This is a genomic window from Halobaculum sp. MBLA0143, from assembly GCF_041361465.1.
Taxonomy (GTDB): domain Archaea; phylum Halobacteriota; class Halobacteria; order Halobacteriales; family Haloferacaceae; genus JAHENP01.
The window spans coordinates 1-18,419 of record NZ_JBGKAC010000002.1; the positions used below are offsets into that span (position 1 = coordinate 1).

Sequence of the window (18,419 nt, forward strand, 5' to 3'; positions counted from 1 at the left end):
ATGAGTAAGACGGAACCGATTTCGAAGCTGTCAGAGTACGGGTTCCCAGCCGAGTACATCGCAGTGTTGGAGACAGATCGTAACGTCGAGGAACTCTGGCCTCCGCAGGTCGAGGCATTAAATAGCGGCCTAACGGAAGACGAGAACTTCCTAGTCGTCTCGGGCGCTGGGACGGGGAAGACGCTGCTCGCCGAGCTAGCGATGGTCGACCGTTCACTCAAACAGAGAGGGTGCAGTGTCTTCCTCGTGCCGTTTAAGCCACTCGCGCGGGAGAAGCAGGAGTCGTTCGAGAGTAGCCTCTCTGGGGATCTCCAACTCAACGTCACCTGTTCTGTGGGTGACGACCAGGTACCACCACGGGAACTGTTCGGCAGCGACGTTGCGATACTCACGTACGAGAAGTTCAGCTACTACCTCCGGAACTACTCAGAGGAGTCGAACGATCAGATCCACACCGTGGTCGTCGACGAATTTCAGATGCTCGGGGACGAGACGCGTGGCCCCACTCTCGAGATCGTTATCTCCAAAATTCTCCACAGCCACGACGATACCAAACTGGTGGGGTTGAGCGCCACGGCCTCGAACGGTGGAGAGATCGCCGAGTGGATCGATGGAGAGTACGTCGACTGCCGGGGTTGGCGACCGAACCCACTGTACGAGGGGATTCACGCCGTACGTGACGGTGAGACGACGTTCTACTACGACGGAACACGACAGGAGACTCACGACGAGCGAACTCAATCACTTGTCGACAACAACGACCGGTACGATGCCATCGCCAACTATCTCCATAATAATTCTGTTGACAACCAACAAATATTAGTGTTTGCTCCAACTAGAAACGATGCTGAAGAGGCGGCAGGAGAGATCAGAGACCTGATCGAGGGGTACCCGCGCTCGTACAATTTCGAGATCGACGACACGGCGACAGACGAACTCAAGCAGCGTATCAAACGTGCTTCCAGAGACGGTGGCCAGACCCTGGACAACCTCGCCAAGTGTGCTAAGTGGGGGACCGCGTTCTATCACGCTGGACTCGATCCTGAAATCAGAAGTATCGTCGAGGAAGGATTCAAGAACGGAGTAGTTCGTCTCCTCGCGTCCACGAGTAACCTCGGGGCGGGGATCAATCTCCCCGTAGACAGGGTGTTCGTACTCCACCCTCGGTTCGGTGGTTCGAAGTATGGAACGCAAATGTCGACCGCAGACTACAAGAATCTCGCCGGTCGCGCCGGTCGTCCGAGTTCCAGTCGACGTGGGGAGTCGATCCTATTCGCCGAGGACTTCCGGAAAGAACAGCAGTTGAAGAACACGTACGTACTCGGTGAGTTAGAGTCGATCGAGTCACAGGTCGAAATCACGTCCGACCTGAGCCTGATGCTTGATCTGATTCGGGAGTATCGTACCCCGACGAACATTCACTCTTTCCTTCAGGACACGTTTATTGCTCATAGAAAAGGCATTGATGAAAAGCAGACAAGGGAGGCTGTCGACTTTGCTGCAGACAAGCTTCGACAACACGGGATGATCGACGAGGCTGGCGACGGTCTCACACTCACAGGTCTTGGCAAAGAGACCTCTAAGAACCTCGTTGAGCCAGAGACCGTTGCGACCGTCCGCTCGTATCTTGAGTCTGTACGAAATGAAGCGAAGATCGACACGTCCGATCTCCTGACTGTCCTGTGTGGAACCCCGGAGTTCAGGCATCGGAGGCTGTACACTTCCCAAAGAAATCTCAGCACAGGTGTGAGCGAGCTGACAAACGAGTACGGACTCCAGAGCCTCTCCGATAGAGAAGTCGCCAAATCACGCATCTCCGCTCGCGTCGTCGCAGACTGGCTATCGGGCGACAGTATTGAGACCGCGTTCGAGAGATACAGTATCTCTGACACCCGGTCAGCCGCAGACGTGTATCAGCGGCTCGCTCCAGAGATGAGCCGTGTTCTCGGAACTGTTCTTCGGATTCTCGAAGCTTCTGACTCAGATCTGTACGACGCCGTCAGCGACGTGAGTACGCTTGTAACACAGCTCAGGCACGGTGTCGACCGGGAAGGTATCCCGTTCTTCGATGCAGGAATCGTCGAGGGGCGCAGTGAGCTTCGTGAACTCCGTAACAAGCTCGACATCGAAGCGGTGGCAGAGATCGCAGACCTTGACTTTCAAAAACTCGATAAGAGAATGAAAACGAGGAATGCAGTTCAGGTCAAGCGAAGAGCTGTCAATGCCGTGTACGAAGGTAGAGAAGCCGCACGAAGGGACGTACTCCTCGATGTCCACGAACGAGGACTCTCCGAGGGCCGATTCGAACGTCTCCTCAACTCTGACACCTCCGAGTTCGAGAACACGGCGGTCAGTCTCCTAGAATACGTCGACGAGATGTTCGTTGAGCCAGCGGACGAGTCCGGCCGGACGGAGGAGCCGGAGTGCCGTGTGAAAATCAGACAGCCAGACGGCACGTATCTCGAGACTAGCAACAACGAGACCATGGAGATTGGGTTCGAGTGCAAATCGAAGGAGGGTCTCGAAGGCAAAGTGGCAACGAGCGATGCGACTGCCATCGTCACCAAGGCGCCGGAGACGACAGTCCAGCTTACAGTTGCGACGCCCGGGTTCACGGAGGGAACTGACGATGCACTGGTCGACAACGATGTCGCCGGGATGACTGCTGTCGGCTTTGCCGCCTTCGTTGCCCGGGCAATTAATGGTGATCTGAGCGCAAATGACTACAGAACACTGCTAGAAGACAAGGGAATCGTCGAACTCAGTACAATCCGATCCGTTGTCGACGATTGACGCCGCTTGGCAGAAAATTTCAGATCCTTGTCACCACCGCCCCTCACCCCTCGACGGCCAGGAACCCCTGTGTCAGCCGCCCGCCGACGCCCGCGAGCAGGTCGAGCAGGTTCGCGGCGACGAACAGCCAGAGCACGCCCAGGCCGGCGACGCCGAGCGCCTCCGGCAGCGTGTCGACGACGTACCCGCCGACCTGCATCGTCGTCGTGGGGTCGTCGTAGACGAACGGCGCCGCCAGCAGCGCGAACAGGAGCGCGACCGCCGTCACCGTCACGCAGAGGGCGACGACGCCGAACGCGAACCGGGCGAACGCGAGCCCGACGCTCGTCCACGTCGTCGGCCGCGAGAGGAACCGCCGGAGCGCGTCGAAGAACCCCTCGTCCTCGCGGCGGAGCTTCGTCCGGAACGCCGACGGCACCGACACGTCGTAGCCGAGGAGGTGCGTCGCCAGCTTCGCCTCCAGGCCCGCGACGGCCGTCGCCGCCAGCAGCGTCCCGAGGAGGATCGGAATCCCGACCCACGTCACCGCCAGGCCGACGCCCAACGACCCGCCCACGGTGATGCCGACGAAGTACGCCAGCCCGAGCGGGAACGCCAGCAGGAGGTACGCGAGTCGTCTGTACGTCCGGAGCCGGAACGGAGCGGCGAAGAACTCCGTCACCAGGCTCGTGTCTGCCGTGAACCGTCTGTTGCTGCTCACACACGGTTTGTCGGACCCGTTCCCCCTATCTCCACCCGCTCGTAGCCGAGAGAGCAGGGGTGACCGACCGTCTGGAATCTGGGACGCGACCGTGTGACGGGTGAGTCTGCGTATTCAGAAGTGGTGTCGCGCGTCGAATCGTGTTTGAATTCCAACACCAAGGTTCAAAAGTAGTAACGAGTGAGGAAGAGTCGTGACAGACGACGACGGGACCGTCGGAAGACAGTCGGTGGCGGTGTGGGTGCTCGGCGTGCCGGCAGCGCTCCTGTTTGCCGTCTCGCTGGCGGCGCTCTCGAGTGTCGCAGTGACACTCGTCCCGTCTGCACCGCTTCGAGCGACGGCCGTCGGGCTCGCGCCGGCGCCGTCCGACGGCCGTACCGCACCGACACCGCCAGCGTTCTACGTCGAACTCGCGGGCGTCGCCGGCAGTCTCGCCCTGTCGCTGGCGCTGGCGGCGATCTACGTCCGACAGAACGACGTCCTCCGACGACAGACGGAGATCCAACGCGATCAGACGGAGGTGCTGGCCGAACAGACGGAGATCCAGCGCGATCAGACGACGATCCTCGACGACCAGACGGAGATCCAACGCGATCAGACGGAGATCCAACGCGACCAGACCCGAATCGCGGCCCGTCGTGGCCACCCGTTGCTCACGTTCCGTCGGGGCAGCCTGTCGCTCGTGGCCGGCGATCCGACGCTGAAACGGGGTCCAGACGGGGTGACCGAGGTCGAGGTCGACGGAGGCGGCGACGCTGCCCCGCGTGTGTGTGCCGTCGTCGAGAACCACGGCGACGTGGTCGCGCGTCGTCTCCAACTCGTCTGTCTGGTCGGCTACGCGGGCGAGGAGCCGACGCCCCCAGACAGAGTCTTCCCCGGGATCGCGGACGTCACCGTCGACAGCGTCTCCACGGAGCCACCCAGCGGCGAGGGTGGGTTCTTCCCCCCGAGAGAGGAGCCCTGTCTGCTCGTCGCCACGCCACAGTTCTCGTCGGCTTCCGACTACGGCGGGGGGTTTCGGCGGTTTCTGGGCGGAGTCGAGTCACACCTCGAAGACGGCGACGAACAGATCCGCTTCGGGTTCGTCCTGGTGTTCACCAACGCCGTCGGCAGTCCGTTCGAGATCGTGCTCGAACCGGGCTACGCCGTCGATCCAGCCGACTACGACGGCGAGACGGACGAGCTGACGGTCGACCGTCTCCGTGATCTGGCGACGGGGTACGACACGGCGGACCTCGTCGACGATCTCGACTGGGAGATTCCGGAGGCACGGCTCCGAGAGCGGTAGCCTCGGCACCCGAGCGCGACGGTCGTCGGCCGGGAGTCGACGTGTTCGGCCGACAGTCGACGTGTTCGATCAGTAGTCGACGTGTGACGCGGAGGTGTCCTCGCTGGCACTGCCGGCTCCTTCCAGCTCGGCGACGGACGACCTGAGTTCGACGATCGCGTCCTCCGGGGCTACCCCGTCGGGGAGGCTGTCCGTGTCGATCTCACAGCTCAGTCGCCCCGTGTCGCGGTCGTACGCCACCTCGGCGCTCTCTGTCTCGTACACGAACTCGACACCGTCGGCCTCGTGGCCGAACTCGTCGAGGTCGTTCTTCCCGCCGACCGAGCCGATACCCCACGTCGAGTCACCCATCCCGGGCCCGAAGTTACCTACCTGGGACGTCCCCGTCGCTCCCGCCGCTGCCGGCGCCACGTCCGGTCCGTCGGAAGCGTCGTCGCCGTCCGCGTCGGTCGTCGTCTCGTTCCCGCCGCCGAGCGCGTCGACGGCCCGCCGGAAACGCTCGACGACGGGGGAGTCGTCCGCGAGCCCGTACCTCGGACCCGACGCGAACGGCTGCTCGCTCCGCCGGGCGACCTCGATGTCGACCAACACGTCGACGTTGTCCTCCACGGTCGAGCGGTCGACCCCCGCCGCGCGGGCCAACTCGGCTGCGGTCAGCCGCTCGTCGGGGGCGTCCAGAAGTGCAACGAACAAGTCGACGTTCGCGGGGGACCGGAACAGCTCCACGAACGGCGAGCCGGCGACGTACAGGTCGTCGTCCGAGTCGTAGTCGTCGCTGGCGGTCTGGAGTCGGTCGACGTGGTCGAACAACCGAGCGTGTGCCTCCCGGAGTGGACCTACGGCAGAGTGGTCCGCGTCCACCCGGAACAGTTCCGGATCGGACGTCTCCGGCACCGGCTCCACGAGCCCGTACTCGTGGAACTCGTCGAGGCGTCGAGAGACGGTCGACCTGTGAACCCCGGCGAGGTCGGCCAAGTCACCGCGACTGACCGGGAGACTCCCCCTCCCGAGGAACACGTCGAGGAGCCGTACGCGCCCAGGACTGTCGAGCAGATCGGTCAGCGTTGGGTCTCTCTCACCCCCTGCGCCACTGTTTGCGTCACCACCCGAGCCACCGTCTGCACTACCGCCCGCGCCACTGTCTGCGTCACTGTCCTGGCTCATGTCTACACCTACTGTGCAGGGAGACATAACTCTGTTGCAGCAGTGCACACCAGTCATCTGCCGTCGCTGTGCGGCTACCGTCACCCGGGCGTTCGAGTCACCGCACAGTCCCCGCGCCGTCTCGTGTCACCCCCGACGAGCGAGTCTGAACGGTCGACAGACATACAAGTGAATCGAGAGAATCAGTGCCAACGTGCCGTCCAACGGGAGTATCAGTCGGGATCAGTCACGGGAAGTGCGGGACCTCACCGTCGACCTGCTCAACCGACTGCGACAGGACGGGGACGGCCTCACGCCACGGGAGGTGTGCGAGTGGTACGACCCCCCACACGTCTCCGACAGTCTCCTCCGGGACCTCCTCGTCGTCATGGTCGCCCACCGCGCCTGTCCGCTGGGGATGGACGACGGCCGTGTCTCCGTCGACGAGTCCGGTGTCGACGAGTACCGCCGTCTCCTCAGGGAGAACTGCACCGACCCGTTCGAACAGACCGGCGAGGTGTGAGTCGGCGACTCCCCACTAGGAGCTGTCTCGGTACGGATACGTACCGCTCCGTAGCCAGCTTTTAATCGGCGACGGCCGCAGCGACCGCATGAACACGAGTGGGGGCGAGCAGTGAGCAGGCTGCGCGAACGGGCGGCGGGACTGGGGCTCGAGTCGCCGGCAGCAACGGCGTGGGCGCTGTACGACTGGGCCAACTCCGCGTTCGCCACCACGGTCGTCGCTGCGGTGTTCCCGATCTACTACGAGTCCGTGATCGGGGCCGGGCTGTCGGGCAACCTGGCGTCCGTCTACTTCGGCTACACCACCGCTATCGGGCTGGCGCTGATCGCGGTTGTCTCGCCGGTGTTGGGTGCTATCGCCGACCGCTACCGGGCGAAGAAACGCTTCCTCGCCGGCTTCGTCGTCCTCGGCGTGGTGGCGACCACGGGGCTCTCCCTCACCGGTGAAGGGGACGTGTTGCTTGCCTCCGGACTCTTCGTGTTGGCCAACGCCGGATTCGTCGGCGCCAACGTGTTCTACGACTCCCTGTTGGGTCACTTGGACGCCGACCCGGACAGGCTGTCGACGGCGGGGTACGCCCTGGGATACTTCGGCGGCGGGGTGTTGCTCGTCGTCAACCTGGCGTGGACGCTGTCGCCGGAGACGTTCGGCTTCGCCGACACCGGCGCGGCGACCCGGGCGGCACTGCTGTCGGTTGCGGTCTGGTGGGCGGTGTTCTCGATCCCGTTGTTCCGGACGGTGCCGGAGCCGGACGCCGACCCCGAGCCCGTCGCCGAGGGCGCGTCCGGTCCGGTCGGGGCCGGGTTCGCCCGGCTCCGGCGCACCGCCGGCGAGATCCGCGAGTACCCCGACCTCCTGTTGTTCCTCGGAGCGTTCCTGCTGTACGCCGACGGGATCGGGACGATCATCCGAATGGCCAGCATCTACGGCCGCGAGGTCGGAATCGGCCAGACGCAGATCGTCGGTGCGCTCGTGTTGGTGCAGTTCCTGGGTGTCCCGTTCGCGTTCCTGTTCGGCTCGCTCCCCGGCCGGTCGCTGCTGGGGCGCGTCGATCTGACGGCCAAACGCGCGCTGTACCTCGGCCTGGCCGTCTACACCGCTATCTCCGTCGGCGGCTTCTTCATGTCCGAGCCTTGGCAGTTCTGGACACTGGCGGTCGCCGTCGCCACTGTTCAGGGCGGGACACAGGCGCTGTCACGGTCACTCTACTCGACGCTGGCACCGACGGGGAAGTCCTCGGAGTTCTTCAGCTTCTTCTCCATCTCCTCGAAGGTCGCGGGCGTCGCCGGGCCGGCGTTGTTCGCCGTCGTCGGCCAGGTCACCGGCTCCAGCCGCTATAGCATCGTCTCGTTGCTCGTCTTTTTCCTGGGTGGCGCGGCACTGCTCTCGCGGGTGGACGTAGACGCGGGCCGACGGGCCGCCCGCGAGGCGGACGCCGAAGCCGCCGCCGGCGAGGGCGAACTCGCGGGCGGTACCGGTGCGGGCGTCGGCGACCCGTGACCCCGTGGGTGTCGTCGATCGACGCGAGTTCCGCGTGAGTCTCGCGCCGAGACGACGACGACGCTTATTCCGACAGGACGCGTAGTTCGGAGCGTATGCCCGAAGAAGTGTTGTTCGAGACGGAGAGCGCACAGAGCAGAGCCGAGATCGCGTCGTACCTCCAGACTGTCGTCGATCGACTGGAGGCCGGCGACTCGATCACGCTGAAGTCCGGATCCGAGTCCGTCACGATGGACCCGCCCGCGCGGCCGACGTTCGAGGTGAAGGCGGAACGCGAGGGGCCCACAGAGGGCTCCGGCGAACTGAGTGTCGAGTTCGAACTGGAGTGGGACGAGGGGGCCGACGGTGACGACGGGGGGGCGGGCGGACTGGAGATCGAGTGAGGCGGGAAGAGTAACGCCGCACCTCGACACCCCGTCTCTGACGCCGAGTCCCACCCACCCCCGCTCACGCCGTCACACTGGCCGCCGCACTTATGATGCACCGGGGGAGCGGTTCTGTGTGCCAGAACAGCCGGGTGACGACGAGACGGCGAGCCACGGCGTCGCCGAGCCGGCGACAGAGGCGACGGGGCGGAACGCCGCCGGCGAGACGCCGGCGTCCGAGCCGGCGGCCGTCACGGACGAGACGACCGTCCACGACGACGAGGTGGAACTGGAACGGACGATCAGTCTGGTCGGCGGGCTCGCCATCGGGATCGGGACGATGATCGGCGCCGGTATCTTCGTGTTCCCCGGACTGGCGGCCGACCAGGCCGGGCTGGCGGCCACCGTGTCGTTCACGCTCGGGGGTGTGGTCGCCCTACTCGTCGCGCTCCCGACCTCGGAACTGGCGACGGCGATGCCCCGCAGCGGCGGCGGCTACTACTTCGTCTCCCGCGGGCTCGGCACCGGCGCCGGCGCTATCGTCGGTCTCGGGCTGTGGCTGGGGCTGGTGTTCGCGGCCGCGTTCTACCTCGTCGGGCTCGGCCACTACGCCAGCGCCGTGTTCGCCGAGGTCGGCGTCCAACTCCCTATTAGCCCGGTTATCGGTATCGGACTGTTGTTCGGTGCCGGGCTGACGGCGCTGAGCGTCGGCGGCACGGAGAACACGGCGACGCTCCAGAACGTCGTCGTCGGGGTCTTACTCGTCGTCCTCACGGGGTTCCTCTCGTACGGCGTGCTCGACGCCGCCGGCGTGTTCGGACGGGAGAGCGCACCCGAACGATTCTTCTCTCGGGGAGTCACTCCGGTGTTCTCGACGGCAGCGCTCGTGTTCACCTCGTATCTAGGGTTCGCACAGGTCGCTACCGTCGCCGGGGAGATCAGAGACCCGAGCCGGAACCTCCCGTTGGCGATGGTGGGCTCGGTCGTCGTCGTCACCGTGTTCTACGTCGTGACGATCTTCGTGGCGACGAGCGCCTTCGGCGCCGACCAGCTCGGCCAGTTCGGCGAGACGGCGATGGTAGAGGTGGCTCGGGAGTTCCTCGGACTGCCGGGCGCGGTCGCCATCTTGATCGCCGGGCTGCTGGCGACGTTCTCCAGCGCGAACGCCTCGATTCTGAGCGCCTCACGGGCGGTGTACGCGCTGAGCCGCGACGCGTTGCTTCCACGACGGGCCAGCGAGATCAACCTCCGCTACGGGACGCCACACGTCGCGCTGGCGGCCGCCGGCGGCCCGATTCTCGTGCTCGTCGCCACCGGTCGGGTGGAGCTGCTCGCGGAGGTTGCCTCCTTCCTCCACCTCGTGATGTACGGACTGCTGTGCGTGACGCTGCTCGTGTTGCGCCGACGGGACCCGGAGTGGTACCGACCCACCTACCGCGCCCCGGGGTCGCCCGTGTTGCCCGCCGTCGGCGCGCTCGCCAGCGTCGCACTGATCGCGTTCATGGGGCTGAGCTCTATCCTGATCGGCGTCGTCGTCATGACCGTGTCGTACCTCTGGTACCGCTACTACGCGCCGCGTGTCGAACTGCGGGGTGAGCTGTGACGACGGATCGTCCGTCCGTCCTCGTCCCGTTGCGAGTACTGGACGGCGAGTCGCTCCCAGACGGCGTCCCCGAGCTCCTGGCGGGCGCACACGTCGTCCTGTTGGGTTACCACGTCGTCCCGGAGCAGACCCCGCCCGGGCAGGCCCGCCTCCAGTTCGAGGAGCGCGCGCGAGCGCGGCTCGACGAGTTCGAGGAGAGTCTCGGAGCCGCCGGCGCGACCGTCGAACGCCGTCTCGTGTTCACGGAGGACGGCCAACAGACGATCGACCGCACGGTCGAGGAACACGGCTGTCTGGCCGTGCTCGTGCCGAGCGCGACCCCGCCCGTTGAGGACGTGCTCGTGGCCGTCCGGGGCACTGTCGGTGTCGACCGACTCGCCCGCGTCGTCGCCGGCGTGTTCGGCGAGACCGACGCGAGAGTCACGCTGTACCACGTCGCCGACCCGGACGAGACCGACGCCGACGCCGAGGCCCTGCTCGACACTGTCACCGGTCGCTTGACCGCGCTCGGCGTCGACGACGGCCGTGTCTCGATCCGTGTCGAGCGCGAGCAGGACCCGATCGACGCTATCGCCGGCGCCACCGCCGAGTTCGACACCGTCGTGATGGGGGAGACCGACCCGTCGCTGGCGACGTTCGTGTTCGGCATGCCCGCCGAGCAGGTCGCCGAGCGGTTCCTCGGCCCGGTTCTGGTCGTGCAACGGGAGCACGAGGAGGCGACGGCGCCAGCCGACAGTGTAGACGACGAGACGGCAGAGTGACGGAGAGACGAGCACCTGCCTGTCGAGGCGGGCGAGGAGTCGGGCAGAACTCGACGACGCCGAGTCGGCCGTGCCTCGGCGTGCGGGCCCGCCGTCGTTCCGACTGGCTCTCGGCTCCGATGGCCCCCCGCCGCGTGGGTTCACCCCCGGGCGGCGACGCACCAGGCCGCGGCGGGCGTCGGGGCTCGGGTCAGCGACCGTCTTCGTCGTCTCCGGCTCCACGGCCGCCGCCGTCACCCGGCGGTCGCTCCGAGAGTCGGTCGAACCGACGGCGTGCCCGTCGTTCGCGGGTCTCCGTCGCGTCCGAGTCGACCGTCACGTCGACGACCGTCGCGTCCGCGACCCGGAGCGTGACGACGCTGTCGACTGCCGCGTCGTCCGGGAGTCGGTCGGTCGGGACGACGACCTCCCGACGGTCGCCGTCGTCGACAGCCACCTCGAACGCCGCGCGACCGTCCTCGACGCGGTCGAGGACGGCCGTGTGCTCGCCGTCCGGGATCACCCGTAGCGCTCCTCCAACACGACCGTCCCGTCGGGGGCCGTCAGGGTAACTGTGTCTCCGTCGTTGTTCCACACCGGGGCGCTGGCGTCCCAGTAGCGGTCGCTCGCGGTGGCGTCACCCGCGCCGGTGTGGAGCGTCAGCGTCGCGCCCGGGTCGACGACCACGCCGTCCGCGAACGTGTGGGTGTGGCCGGCGGCGTCCGCGACGGTGTACCCGGAGAGCTCCACCGGCGCGTCGCCCACGTTCCGGAGGGTGACGTACTCGTCGTTCAGGTTCGTTCGGTCGTCGCCGGCTGCGTCCGCGTGGACCGTCTCCACGACGAGCGGGTGCCCGCCGTCGGCGACTGCGGTCCTCGGATCGTCGGCTGTCGCGTCGTCCGCCGGGGAGTCGCCGACGGGCGTCGTCTCACCCGCCGTCTCGGCGTCACGGGCAGTCGTCGCCGGCGCAGTCGTCACCGTGCCCGTGCCGCGAATCGTCACCCGCGACTGGACTGGGTCGTCACTGCCGACCGAGACGGGGTCGGCCGCGCGGAGTCGCTCGGGGTCGGTCGGCGCCGCCGCCTGGGTGGCGACGGTGACGCGCTCGCCGTCGCTCACGAACACGACGTCGCCGTGTGTCGCCGTCCAGAACGTCCGGAGCGAGCCGAGTCGAGCCAGCGTCTCCTCGTGTGGGTGGCCGTACCGGGAGTCGAAGGCGCTGGAGATCACGACCGCCCGCGGGTCGACTGCGTCCACTAAGGCGGCGCTCGTGGACGACCGACTGCCGTGGTGGCCGGCCTTCAACACCGTCGCGTTCAGTCGGTCGCCGTACCGCGACACCAACTGCGTCTCCTGGTCGTCCTCGGCGTCGCCGGTGAACAGGAAGCTCGTCGCGCCGTACGTGAGCTTCAGGACGACGCTGTTCTCGTTTCTCGCCTCTCGCTCCAGGTACGGCTCCGGCGGGCCCAACACGTCGACGCCGACGCCCTCGAACGGGATCCGGTCGCCGGCTCGCGTCTCGTAGAGGGTGACGCCGTGACGCTCGACCGCGTCGAGGTACGACTCGTACGTCCGCGTGCTGGCGGGGACACCGGGGTCGTACACCGCACCGACACCGTCGGCGTCCGTCTCGTAGTAGTCGATCACGGCCGCGTTCCCGCCGATGTGGTCGGCGTCGTTGTGCGACACGACGAGGTGGTCGATTCGGTCGACGCCGTGCGCGCGGAGGTACGACAGGACGTGCTCGCCGTCGTCGTCGTAGTGGCCGGTGTCGATCAACATCGTCTCGCCCGTCGGCCCGACGAGCAGTGTCGCCACCGACTGGCCGACGTTGAGGAAGTGAACCTCTAATGTGCCGTTCGTCGCCGCCGTCGACGCGTCGGCAACGCCGGACGCGCCAGTCGTCGTCGCGTCGGCTGCGCCAGCGGTACCGGTCGTCTTCGGCGTGTCGACTGCCGTCCCGCCGCCGCCACAGCCGGCGAGCACGACGAGTACGACGACGGCCAGCGCGAGACTCGATCTCATGTAGTAGCTTTGACAAATAGGTGGACGGGCAAGGCTCTGTGGGTTCCGACAGCGCGCGGCGCGACGGCCTCCCGTGTGTCGTCTCTCGTACGCCGGCCTCTCTCGCGTCGGTCTCCCGTGTCCCACTGCCGCACAGCCAACTGTCCGTTATGACGCTGCGGAGCGTCGCCCCGGTATGGTTCTGCCCGTGTCCGTCGAACTGGCGGTGACGGTCGCGCTCGTGGTCGGGGTCGCGGGCGCCGTCAACGGGGTCGCGGGGTTCGGGTTCGCCGTCGTCGGGACGACCGTGCTCGCGTCGGTGCTGGAGCCGGCGACCGCCGTCGCGTTCATGCTCGTCCCGATGGTCGCGGTGAACGTCGCGCTCGTCGGCGAACTCACCCGGCGAGAGCTCCGAACCTGTGGCGCTCGGTTCGGCCCGTTGCTCGTCGCCACGGTCGTCGGCACCGTCGCTGGGATGGCGGTGCTCGACCGGCTCCCGGCGGCGCCGCTGCGCGTCCTGCTCGGAGTCGTCTCGCTCGGCTTCGTGGCCACCGCCCAGCGAACGGTCCCGCTCCCGCCGCTGCCGGGGCCGACGGACGGCCGGCTCGCGGAGACCACCCCCGTGATGGCAGCCGTCGGGCTCGTCTCGGGCGTCCTGTTCGGCGCGACGAACGTCGGCGTCCAGCTCGTCGCGTTCGTCCGGAGCTTCGACCTCTCACACGGGTTGTTCGTCGGTGTCGTCGCGCTCGTGTTCCTCGGGATCAACGGCGTCCGTGTCGTCGCCGCCGGCGCGCTCGGACTGTACCCGGACGCGGCGTTCGCCCTCGCGTCGGTCGCGGCCGCGGTCCCCGCCGCCGCCGGCGTCGCGGTCGGGCGACGGCTCCGCGACCGCGTGGGCGAACGCCTCCGGCGCGGGGTCGTCCTCGGCCTGCTGACGGTCGTCGGCGTCCGGCTGCTCCTCGGCGGCGTGGGCGTCGTCTGATCTGCACCGTCTCGGCACGCAGGTGGTGCTCGGGTCGACGAGCCTTCGTCGCTGGCTCCGACACGGGAACTTATCTGCCGGCAGGCCGAGGCCAGCGGTGTGACAGAGAGGTTCCAACTGCTGGCACGGATCGGACTCGGCGTGGCCGCGGTCGTGCTCGCGGCGACGCTGGGGTACCTGGCGTTCGTGTGGTTCCCCGACAGCCCGACGGAACTCGTCGGTGTCCTGTTGACACTGGGCGTGGCGGTCGCGGCGCTCCGGATCGGCTCGTCGCTGGCAGACTCCGCGTTCCCGGCGTACAACACGGTCGAGGTGGCAGTCGAGGGACCGATCAGCCGCGACCCGAGTGGGGTCGGTCCGACGAGCGGCGGTGTGCCGGCCGACGACGTGGTCGACCAGATCGAACGCGCGGACGACGACGACGCCGCGGAGGCGCTCGTGGTGAAGCTGAACACGCCGGGGGGGGGAGGTGGTGCCCAGCGACGACATCCGGAACGCTATCGCGTCGTTCGACGGCCCGACGGTCGCGTACACGACGGACCTGTGTGCCTCCGGCGGGATGTGGATCGCCTCCGGCTGTGACGAGCTCTGGGCGCGAGACGCCTCACAGGTGGGCTCCATCGGCGTGATCGGGCTGCGCCCCAACCTGAGCGAGTTCCTCCAGGAACGAGGGATCAGGTTCGAGTCGATCGCCGCCGGCGAGTACAAGGACGCCGGCCAGCCGGTGACGGAGTTCACCGACGAGGACCTGGAGTACCTCCAGGGGCTGACGGACGGCTTCTACGACCGGTTCGTCGACCGGGTCGCCGAGGGGATGGATCTCGACCCGGAGCTCGTCCGGGAGACGGAAGCGCGAGTGTACCTCGGCGACGAGGCCGCCGAGATCGGACTCGTCGACGCGGTGGGTGACCGGGACGCGGTCGACGACCGGGTCGCCGAACTGCTGGGTGAGGAACCGACGACGACGGAGTTCACCCCGACGCGGGGGCTGCGCGAACGGATCGGGATGGGCAGCCGACGCGTCGCGTACAGCTTCGGCGCGGGCGTCGCCGACCGACTGTCGCCGGACGACGAGGTGCGATTCCGGCTGTGAGCCGTCGGCGTCTCGACGGCCCCCGAGAGGGCGACCTCGATCGGGACGACGGTGTAGCCCAGTGTGGTTCCGAGGTTACCGCGAACGACGGCGAGACTCCGGCGGACGGCGTCGCCGGCGGACAGCCCGTCCAGGCTATGGCGCGTGGGGAGGAGCCGACCGCCACGACCGGGAACGTCGACAGGAGCGCGCACGGGGAGCCGACGACGAAGGAGGCGGTGAACGCGGCCGGGCCGCTCGTGACCGCGAGCGTCCAGACCGTGACGGGAGTCGAGACGTCACAAATCCGAAGGGGTCGACGATACCGACCACGACGCCGACCGCCAACCACCTGCCCGAACTCGATTCCTTCTCGGACCTGACTGGTGGGGACTGTTCGATGTCGGCCACCCCGAAGCTGACCGGGAGAGGAGAGAGACCTGTACGCATCCTCGGGTCAGGACGCACGACAGAACCCGGAAGCGTTCTGTATCCCGGACTCGGAGATCGGGCAGACGGCAGACGACGAGGTCGTGTTCTCTGCCGCCGCAGACCCCACCTTCCGCCCTACTGTCTATCGACCAGAAAATTCAAATAAATCAGATACCGATCTAACGTTGTGGGACCAAGGAGGCGATTCCTCGGGGCGATAGCGGCTGCCGGCATCGGATCACTGGCCGGCTGTAGCGGTGCGGCAACCACTGACTCGACGACCGACTCGGCGGACGAACGCGGGTGGCCGTCGGTGTTCCACGATGGCCGGAACACCAATCACAACCCGCACGCGACACCGCCCGCGAGCGAGCCGCAGGCTGCCTGGCGGGTGTCCGACCACCCGCCGATCGGGGACGCTGCTCAGATACGTGTTCTCGACGCGGTTCCGCGACCCGTCGTGGCCGACGGTCGGCTCTACCTCGGTGGTCGAGGGATCGCCTGCTACGAGGCGGAGACTGGCGATCGACAGTGGCGACGCGAGTACGACGGTCGATACGTCGTCGGCCTCGCAGTCGCAGGCGGCCGACTGCACGTCGTCGAGCGAGAGGTGGCCGACTCGGGATCGGACCCACGAGGACACCTGTCCGTCGTCGACACCTCGACTGGACAGCTCACACACAGGACAGACTGTCGGAGACGGCCGTCGACGCCCGTCACAGACGGCGACGCTGTCGTCGTCCCCAGTGGGGTCACGTCGGGTTCGACACCACCGGGACTCGACGCTGGGGGCTCACCCAGGACAGTAGTATCCACCCGTACCCCGCCTCCACCCCCGCACTCACCAGAGATTCACTGTACCTTCCACTCCCAGTTCGGTTCGGGGGCTACGACGAACAGTTCGATCTGCTCGATATTCTCCGTCGGACCCCAGGAGAGCGGTGGGGGTTCGACCTCGGGAACAGACAGCGACTGCGTCCGCCGACTGCTGTCGCCGACGGTGTCCTCGTTCCGGTCTGGCAGCAGTCGTCTCCGTCTGTCGAGAGGGAGCCGACGGTACAGCCGGGAGTTCACGCCTTCGACCGCGATGGCACCCACCGGTGGCGGCTCTCGTTCCCGACGGCGTGGACGGACGGCAGCCCCGCCGAGTCGGAGTCGGATTACCTCGTGTCGACACCGGCTGTCAGTGACGGTGTCGGCTACGTTCTCAGTTCGTCGACACACAGCGTCGAGGGGTCGTCGGCAGTTCAGACGATACTTCAGGCGTTCGATATCACCAGTGGCACGGAACAGTGGCGTGCCTCGCTTCCTGGCTCCGGTAGATCCACAGTCTCACCGATCGTCGCCGGGGGTCGCGTCTACGCTGTGCTCAACAACACCCGACGAGACGAACGGCGGAGCCGACTCGTCGCACACGACCAGAGTGGTGAACGGCTGTGGCACCTCGACCTCCCGAGGCTAACCTTCCACCTCGCTGCTGTCGGCGACCTACTGTACGTCACGCACCGTGACGGGGTGGTGGCGTACAGCGCGACGTAGGTGTCAGAGAGACGTGGCGACGAGGGTCGCGCCGGTGGTGTTCGTGATCGAATCCACAACCGTGCCGACCCTGTGCGTCCGGAGTGTGAGGTCGTGTCAGAACGGATTGAACAGGGGCCACACACTTCGAATCCGGCGCCGACGGCGAAGACCCTGACAACGAGTACGCCTCGCAGGCCACCGACGCCGTCACACATCGAGAGTGCCGAAACGAACCCGAGACGACGAACCTCGAGTCGACACTCGTTCTTCTGACAAAATTACTTTCTTTATATGTTACAAAGTAACTGGTGTGGTGAGGATTCACCACCAGTGCGGGCTCCTCCGCCGGCGTCTCTCACCACGCTCCGACACGCGACTGGAAGGCTTATACCGTACGAGACAGACGCCTCCGACGGAATGGTCCCCGACCCTCCCACGACCAGTAGGCGACGGCTCCTCGCAGGGTTCGGCGGCGGGGTGGCGGCGCTCGTCGGCGGCACGGTCGCGCTCGGCGCGACGGAACCGACGGCGCTGCCCGACCGGCTGACCGACGCGGCGACGGTCCACTACCCGGAGCCACCGGAGACGGCGACGCTGTGGCGTCCGACCGTCACCGAGGCGCACGCCCGGGAGGCGGTCGAACTGCTGGCGGAGACGAGCGAGCGCGCCGACGAGCTGTGGCCGCGCGTCGACGTGGACGAGCCGACGATCCTCGGCCCGCCCGTCGCCGGCGGGTGGCTGGAGACGGCCCGCGAACACCTCCGCGAGGAAGACTACCCCCGGGCGGTGTTCGACGCGATCTACGGCATCCAGTTCGCCGGCGAGAGCCTGGGGTTCGCCCGGGGGAAGCTGGATCGGGTCGGCTGGCAGGCGCTCGCGGATCGGGCGACGAGCCTCCAAGAGCGCGCTCGGGCGGTTACGACCGCCCTCCAGCCGTACCCGACGACCGTCCCGCGGCGTGATCTGGCGTGGTACGCTCGGATCGAGCAGGCGGCACAGGTCGCCGGTACGAAGGCGACGCGGGCGGTGCCGGAGCCCGACCGGCAGAGTGAGGACCCGGATCCCGATGCCCTCGGCGAGGCGACGGCGACGCTACTCCAGGCCCGGCTCTACGTTCGGGAGGCGGAACGCTTCCGCGAGCTCCTGTCCGCGAGGGTCGACGGCGAGACGACGCCGTTCCGCGACCGGCTGGCTGCCGTCGTGGAACGGTTCCGGAGTGACCTCGCGGAGTACCCCGGCCGCGACGCGGTGATGGAACGGTACTTCGACCGCGACGCCGACGAGTACGGCCCCTGGGAGTTCGCTCACTCCCGGCTGGCACGGTGGTGCTTCGACTCGTCTCGTTCGCTGTCCGTGCCGTGGGAGACGACGATCGACGAGGAGCTGTTGGCGCTGCGAGCGGTCGCGCTGTCGATCGGGCTGGCGCGACGGCGCGCCCACGGTCGTGTCGTCGACCGACTCGTCGTCGAGCCGGACGACACCGGCTTCGACTCCGGCCACACGCTCGCGGCGAAGCGGCGCGCCCAGTCGACGTACCGCTCCGTCGTCGGCAGTGACCCGTCGCCGTTGCTCGTCGCACAGATCGGTCGCGCGGTGGAGGACATACAGGTCGCGGAGGTGCGTCCCGGTGACCCGGACGACGACAGACCGGCGTGGCGTCGCCGGCTGAAGCCGTACCTGTACGCACTGTTGGGCCGGGCGAAACTGCAGGTGTTCCCGCCGCTCCGGGACGCGATCCTCGGCCGCGAGTGAC

At 67.2% G+C, this 18,419-nt stretch carries 15 protein-coding genes and 2 pseudogenes; 12 read left to right on the plus strand and 5 right to left on the minus strand.

Translation table 11 applies throughout. The features are described 5' to 3' along the window. Positions 1-63 precede the first annotated feature (63 nt). On the plus strand, positions 64-2,793 hold the full coding sequence (locus tag RYH79_RS15495) for a DEAD/DEAH box helicase (RefSeq protein WP_370900969.1): 2,730 nt from the start codon (positions 64-66) through the stop codon (positions 2,791-2,793). 43 nt (positions 2,794-2,836) lie between these two features. Here the strand turns inward: RYH79_RS15495 and RYH79_RS15500 are convergent, their stop codons facing one another. Continuing rightward, positions 2,837-3,493: a sensor domain-containing protein gene (locus RYH79_RS15500; RefSeq protein WP_370900971.1), complete on the minus strand. Its 657-nt coding sequence runs from the start codon at positions 3,491-3,493 to the stop codon at positions 2,837-2,839. 193 nt (positions 3,494-3,686) lie between these two features. On the opposite strand from RYH79_RS15500, the gene RYH79_RS15505 reads away from it, so the two are divergent. Beyond that, positions 3,687-4,781, plus strand: coding sequence for an OmpH/Skp family outer membrane protein (locus RYH79_RS15505; RefSeq protein WP_370900973.1), 1,095 nt, complete (start codon positions 3,687-3,689; stop codon positions 4,779-4,781). 69 nt (positions 4,782-4,850) lie between these two features. On the opposite strand, the gene RYH79_RS15510 is transcribed toward RYH79_RS15505, so the two are convergent. Further along, positions 4,851-5,945, minus strand: a complete 1,095-nt coding sequence (locus RYH79_RS15510) for a helix-turn-helix domain-containing protein (RefSeq protein ID WP_370900975.1) — start codon at positions 5,943-5,945, stop codon at positions 4,851-4,853. 193 nt (positions 5,946-6,138) lie between these two features. Between RYH79_RS15510 and RYH79_RS15515 the strand changes: the two genes are divergently transcribed. From RYH79_RS15515 to RYH79_RS15535, 5 genes are all read left to right on the plus strand, one after another. Continuing rightward, the gene (locus tag RYH79_RS15515) at positions 6,139-6,447 is read left to right on the plus strand and encodes a hypothetical protein (protein ID WP_370900977.1); all 309 of its coding nucleotides are present in this window, start codon (positions 6,139-6,141) and stop codon (positions 6,445-6,447) included. 111 nt (positions 6,448-6,558) lie between these two features. Continuing rightward, positions 6,559-7,947 (plus strand): MFS transporter, encoded by a 1,389-nt coding sequence (locus RYH79_RS15520; RefSeq protein ID WP_370900979.1) that lies wholly within the window; start codon positions 6,559-6,561, stop codon positions 7,945-7,947. Positions 7,948-8,042: 95 nt separating this feature from the next. Then, positions 8,043-8,330: an amphi-Trp domain-containing protein gene (locus RYH79_RS15525; RefSeq protein ID WP_370900981.1), complete on the plus strand. Its 288-nt coding sequence runs from the start codon at positions 8,043-8,045 to the stop codon at positions 8,328-8,330. Positions 8,331-8,448: 118 nt separating this feature from the next. Then, positions 8,449-9,915: an APC family permease gene (locus RYH79_RS15530; RefSeq protein ID WP_370900983.1), complete on the plus strand. Its 1,467-nt coding sequence runs from the start codon at positions 8,449-8,451 to the stop codon at positions 9,913-9,915. Further along, positions 9,912-10,676 carry a universal stress protein gene (locus tag RYH79_RS15535; RefSeq protein WP_370900985.1) on the plus strand — a complete coding sequence of 255 codons (765 nt, stop codon included), beginning with the start codon at positions 9,912-9,914 and terminating at the stop codon, positions 10,674-10,676. The genes RYH79_RS15530 and RYH79_RS15535 overlap by 4 nt, the downstream gene beginning before the upstream one ends. A gap of 190 nt (positions 10,677-10,866) precedes the next feature. On the opposite strand, the gene RYH79_RS15540 is transcribed toward RYH79_RS15535, so the two are convergent. Both RYH79_RS15540 and RYH79_RS15545 read right to left on the minus strand, forming a co-directional pair. Then, positions 10,867-11,178, minus strand: coding sequence for a DUF3006 family protein (locus RYH79_RS15540; RefSeq protein ID WP_370900987.1), 312 nt, complete (start codon positions 11,176-11,178; stop codon positions 10,867-10,869). Beyond that, complete coding sequence (locus RYH79_RS15545) at positions 11,175-12,680, minus strand: lamin tail domain-containing protein (RefSeq protein WP_370900989.1); 1,506 nt, start codon at positions 12,678-12,680, stop codon at positions 11,175-11,177. Before RYH79_RS15545 ends, RYH79_RS15540 begins: the two co-directional genes overlap by 4 nt. A gap of 175 nt (positions 12,681-12,855) precedes the next feature. Between RYH79_RS15545 and RYH79_RS15550 the strand changes: the two genes are divergently transcribed. The 3 genes and pseudogenes from RYH79_RS15550 to RYH79_RS15560 all read left to right on the plus strand — a co-directional run. Beyond that, the gene (locus RYH79_RS15550; RefSeq protein WP_370900991.1) at positions 12,856-13,641 is read left to right on the plus strand and encodes a TSUP family transporter; all 786 of its coding nucleotides are present in this window, start codon (positions 12,856-12,858) and stop codon (positions 13,639-13,641) included. 99 nt (positions 13,642-13,740) lie between these two features. Continuing rightward, a pseudogene (locus RYH79_RS15555) lies at positions 13,741-14,734 on the plus strand (S49 family peptidase). A gap of 802 nt (positions 14,735-15,536) precedes the next feature. Beyond that, positions 15,537-15,881, plus strand: a pseudogene (locus RYH79_RS15560) (outer membrane protein assembly factor BamB family protein); the annotation flags it as partial. Positions 15,882-15,997: 116 nt separating this feature from the next. Here the strand turns inward: RYH79_RS15560 and RYH79_RS15565 are convergent. Then, a complete protein-coding gene (locus RYH79_RS15565) occupies positions 15,998-16,243 on the minus strand; it encodes a hypothetical protein (protein ID WP_370901806.1) in 246 nt (81 codons plus the stop codon). A gap of 267 nt (positions 16,244-16,510) precedes the next feature. On the opposite strand from RYH79_RS15565, the gene RYH79_RS15570 reads away from it, so the two are divergent. Together RYH79_RS15570 and RYH79_RS15575 are read left to right on the plus strand one after the other, a co-directional pair. Continuing rightward, positions 16,511-16,684 carry a PQQ-binding-like beta-propeller repeat protein gene (locus RYH79_RS15570; protein ID WP_370901807.1) on the plus strand — a complete coding sequence of 58 codons (174 nt, stop codon included), beginning with the start codon at positions 16,511-16,513 and terminating at the stop codon, positions 16,682-16,684. 399 nt (positions 16,685-17,083) lie between these two features. Next, positions 17,084-18,418, plus strand: coding sequence for a hypothetical protein (locus RYH79_RS15575; RefSeq protein WP_370900993.1), 1,335 nt, complete (start codon positions 17,084-17,086; stop codon positions 18,416-18,418). Position 18,419 lies beyond the last annotated feature (1 nt).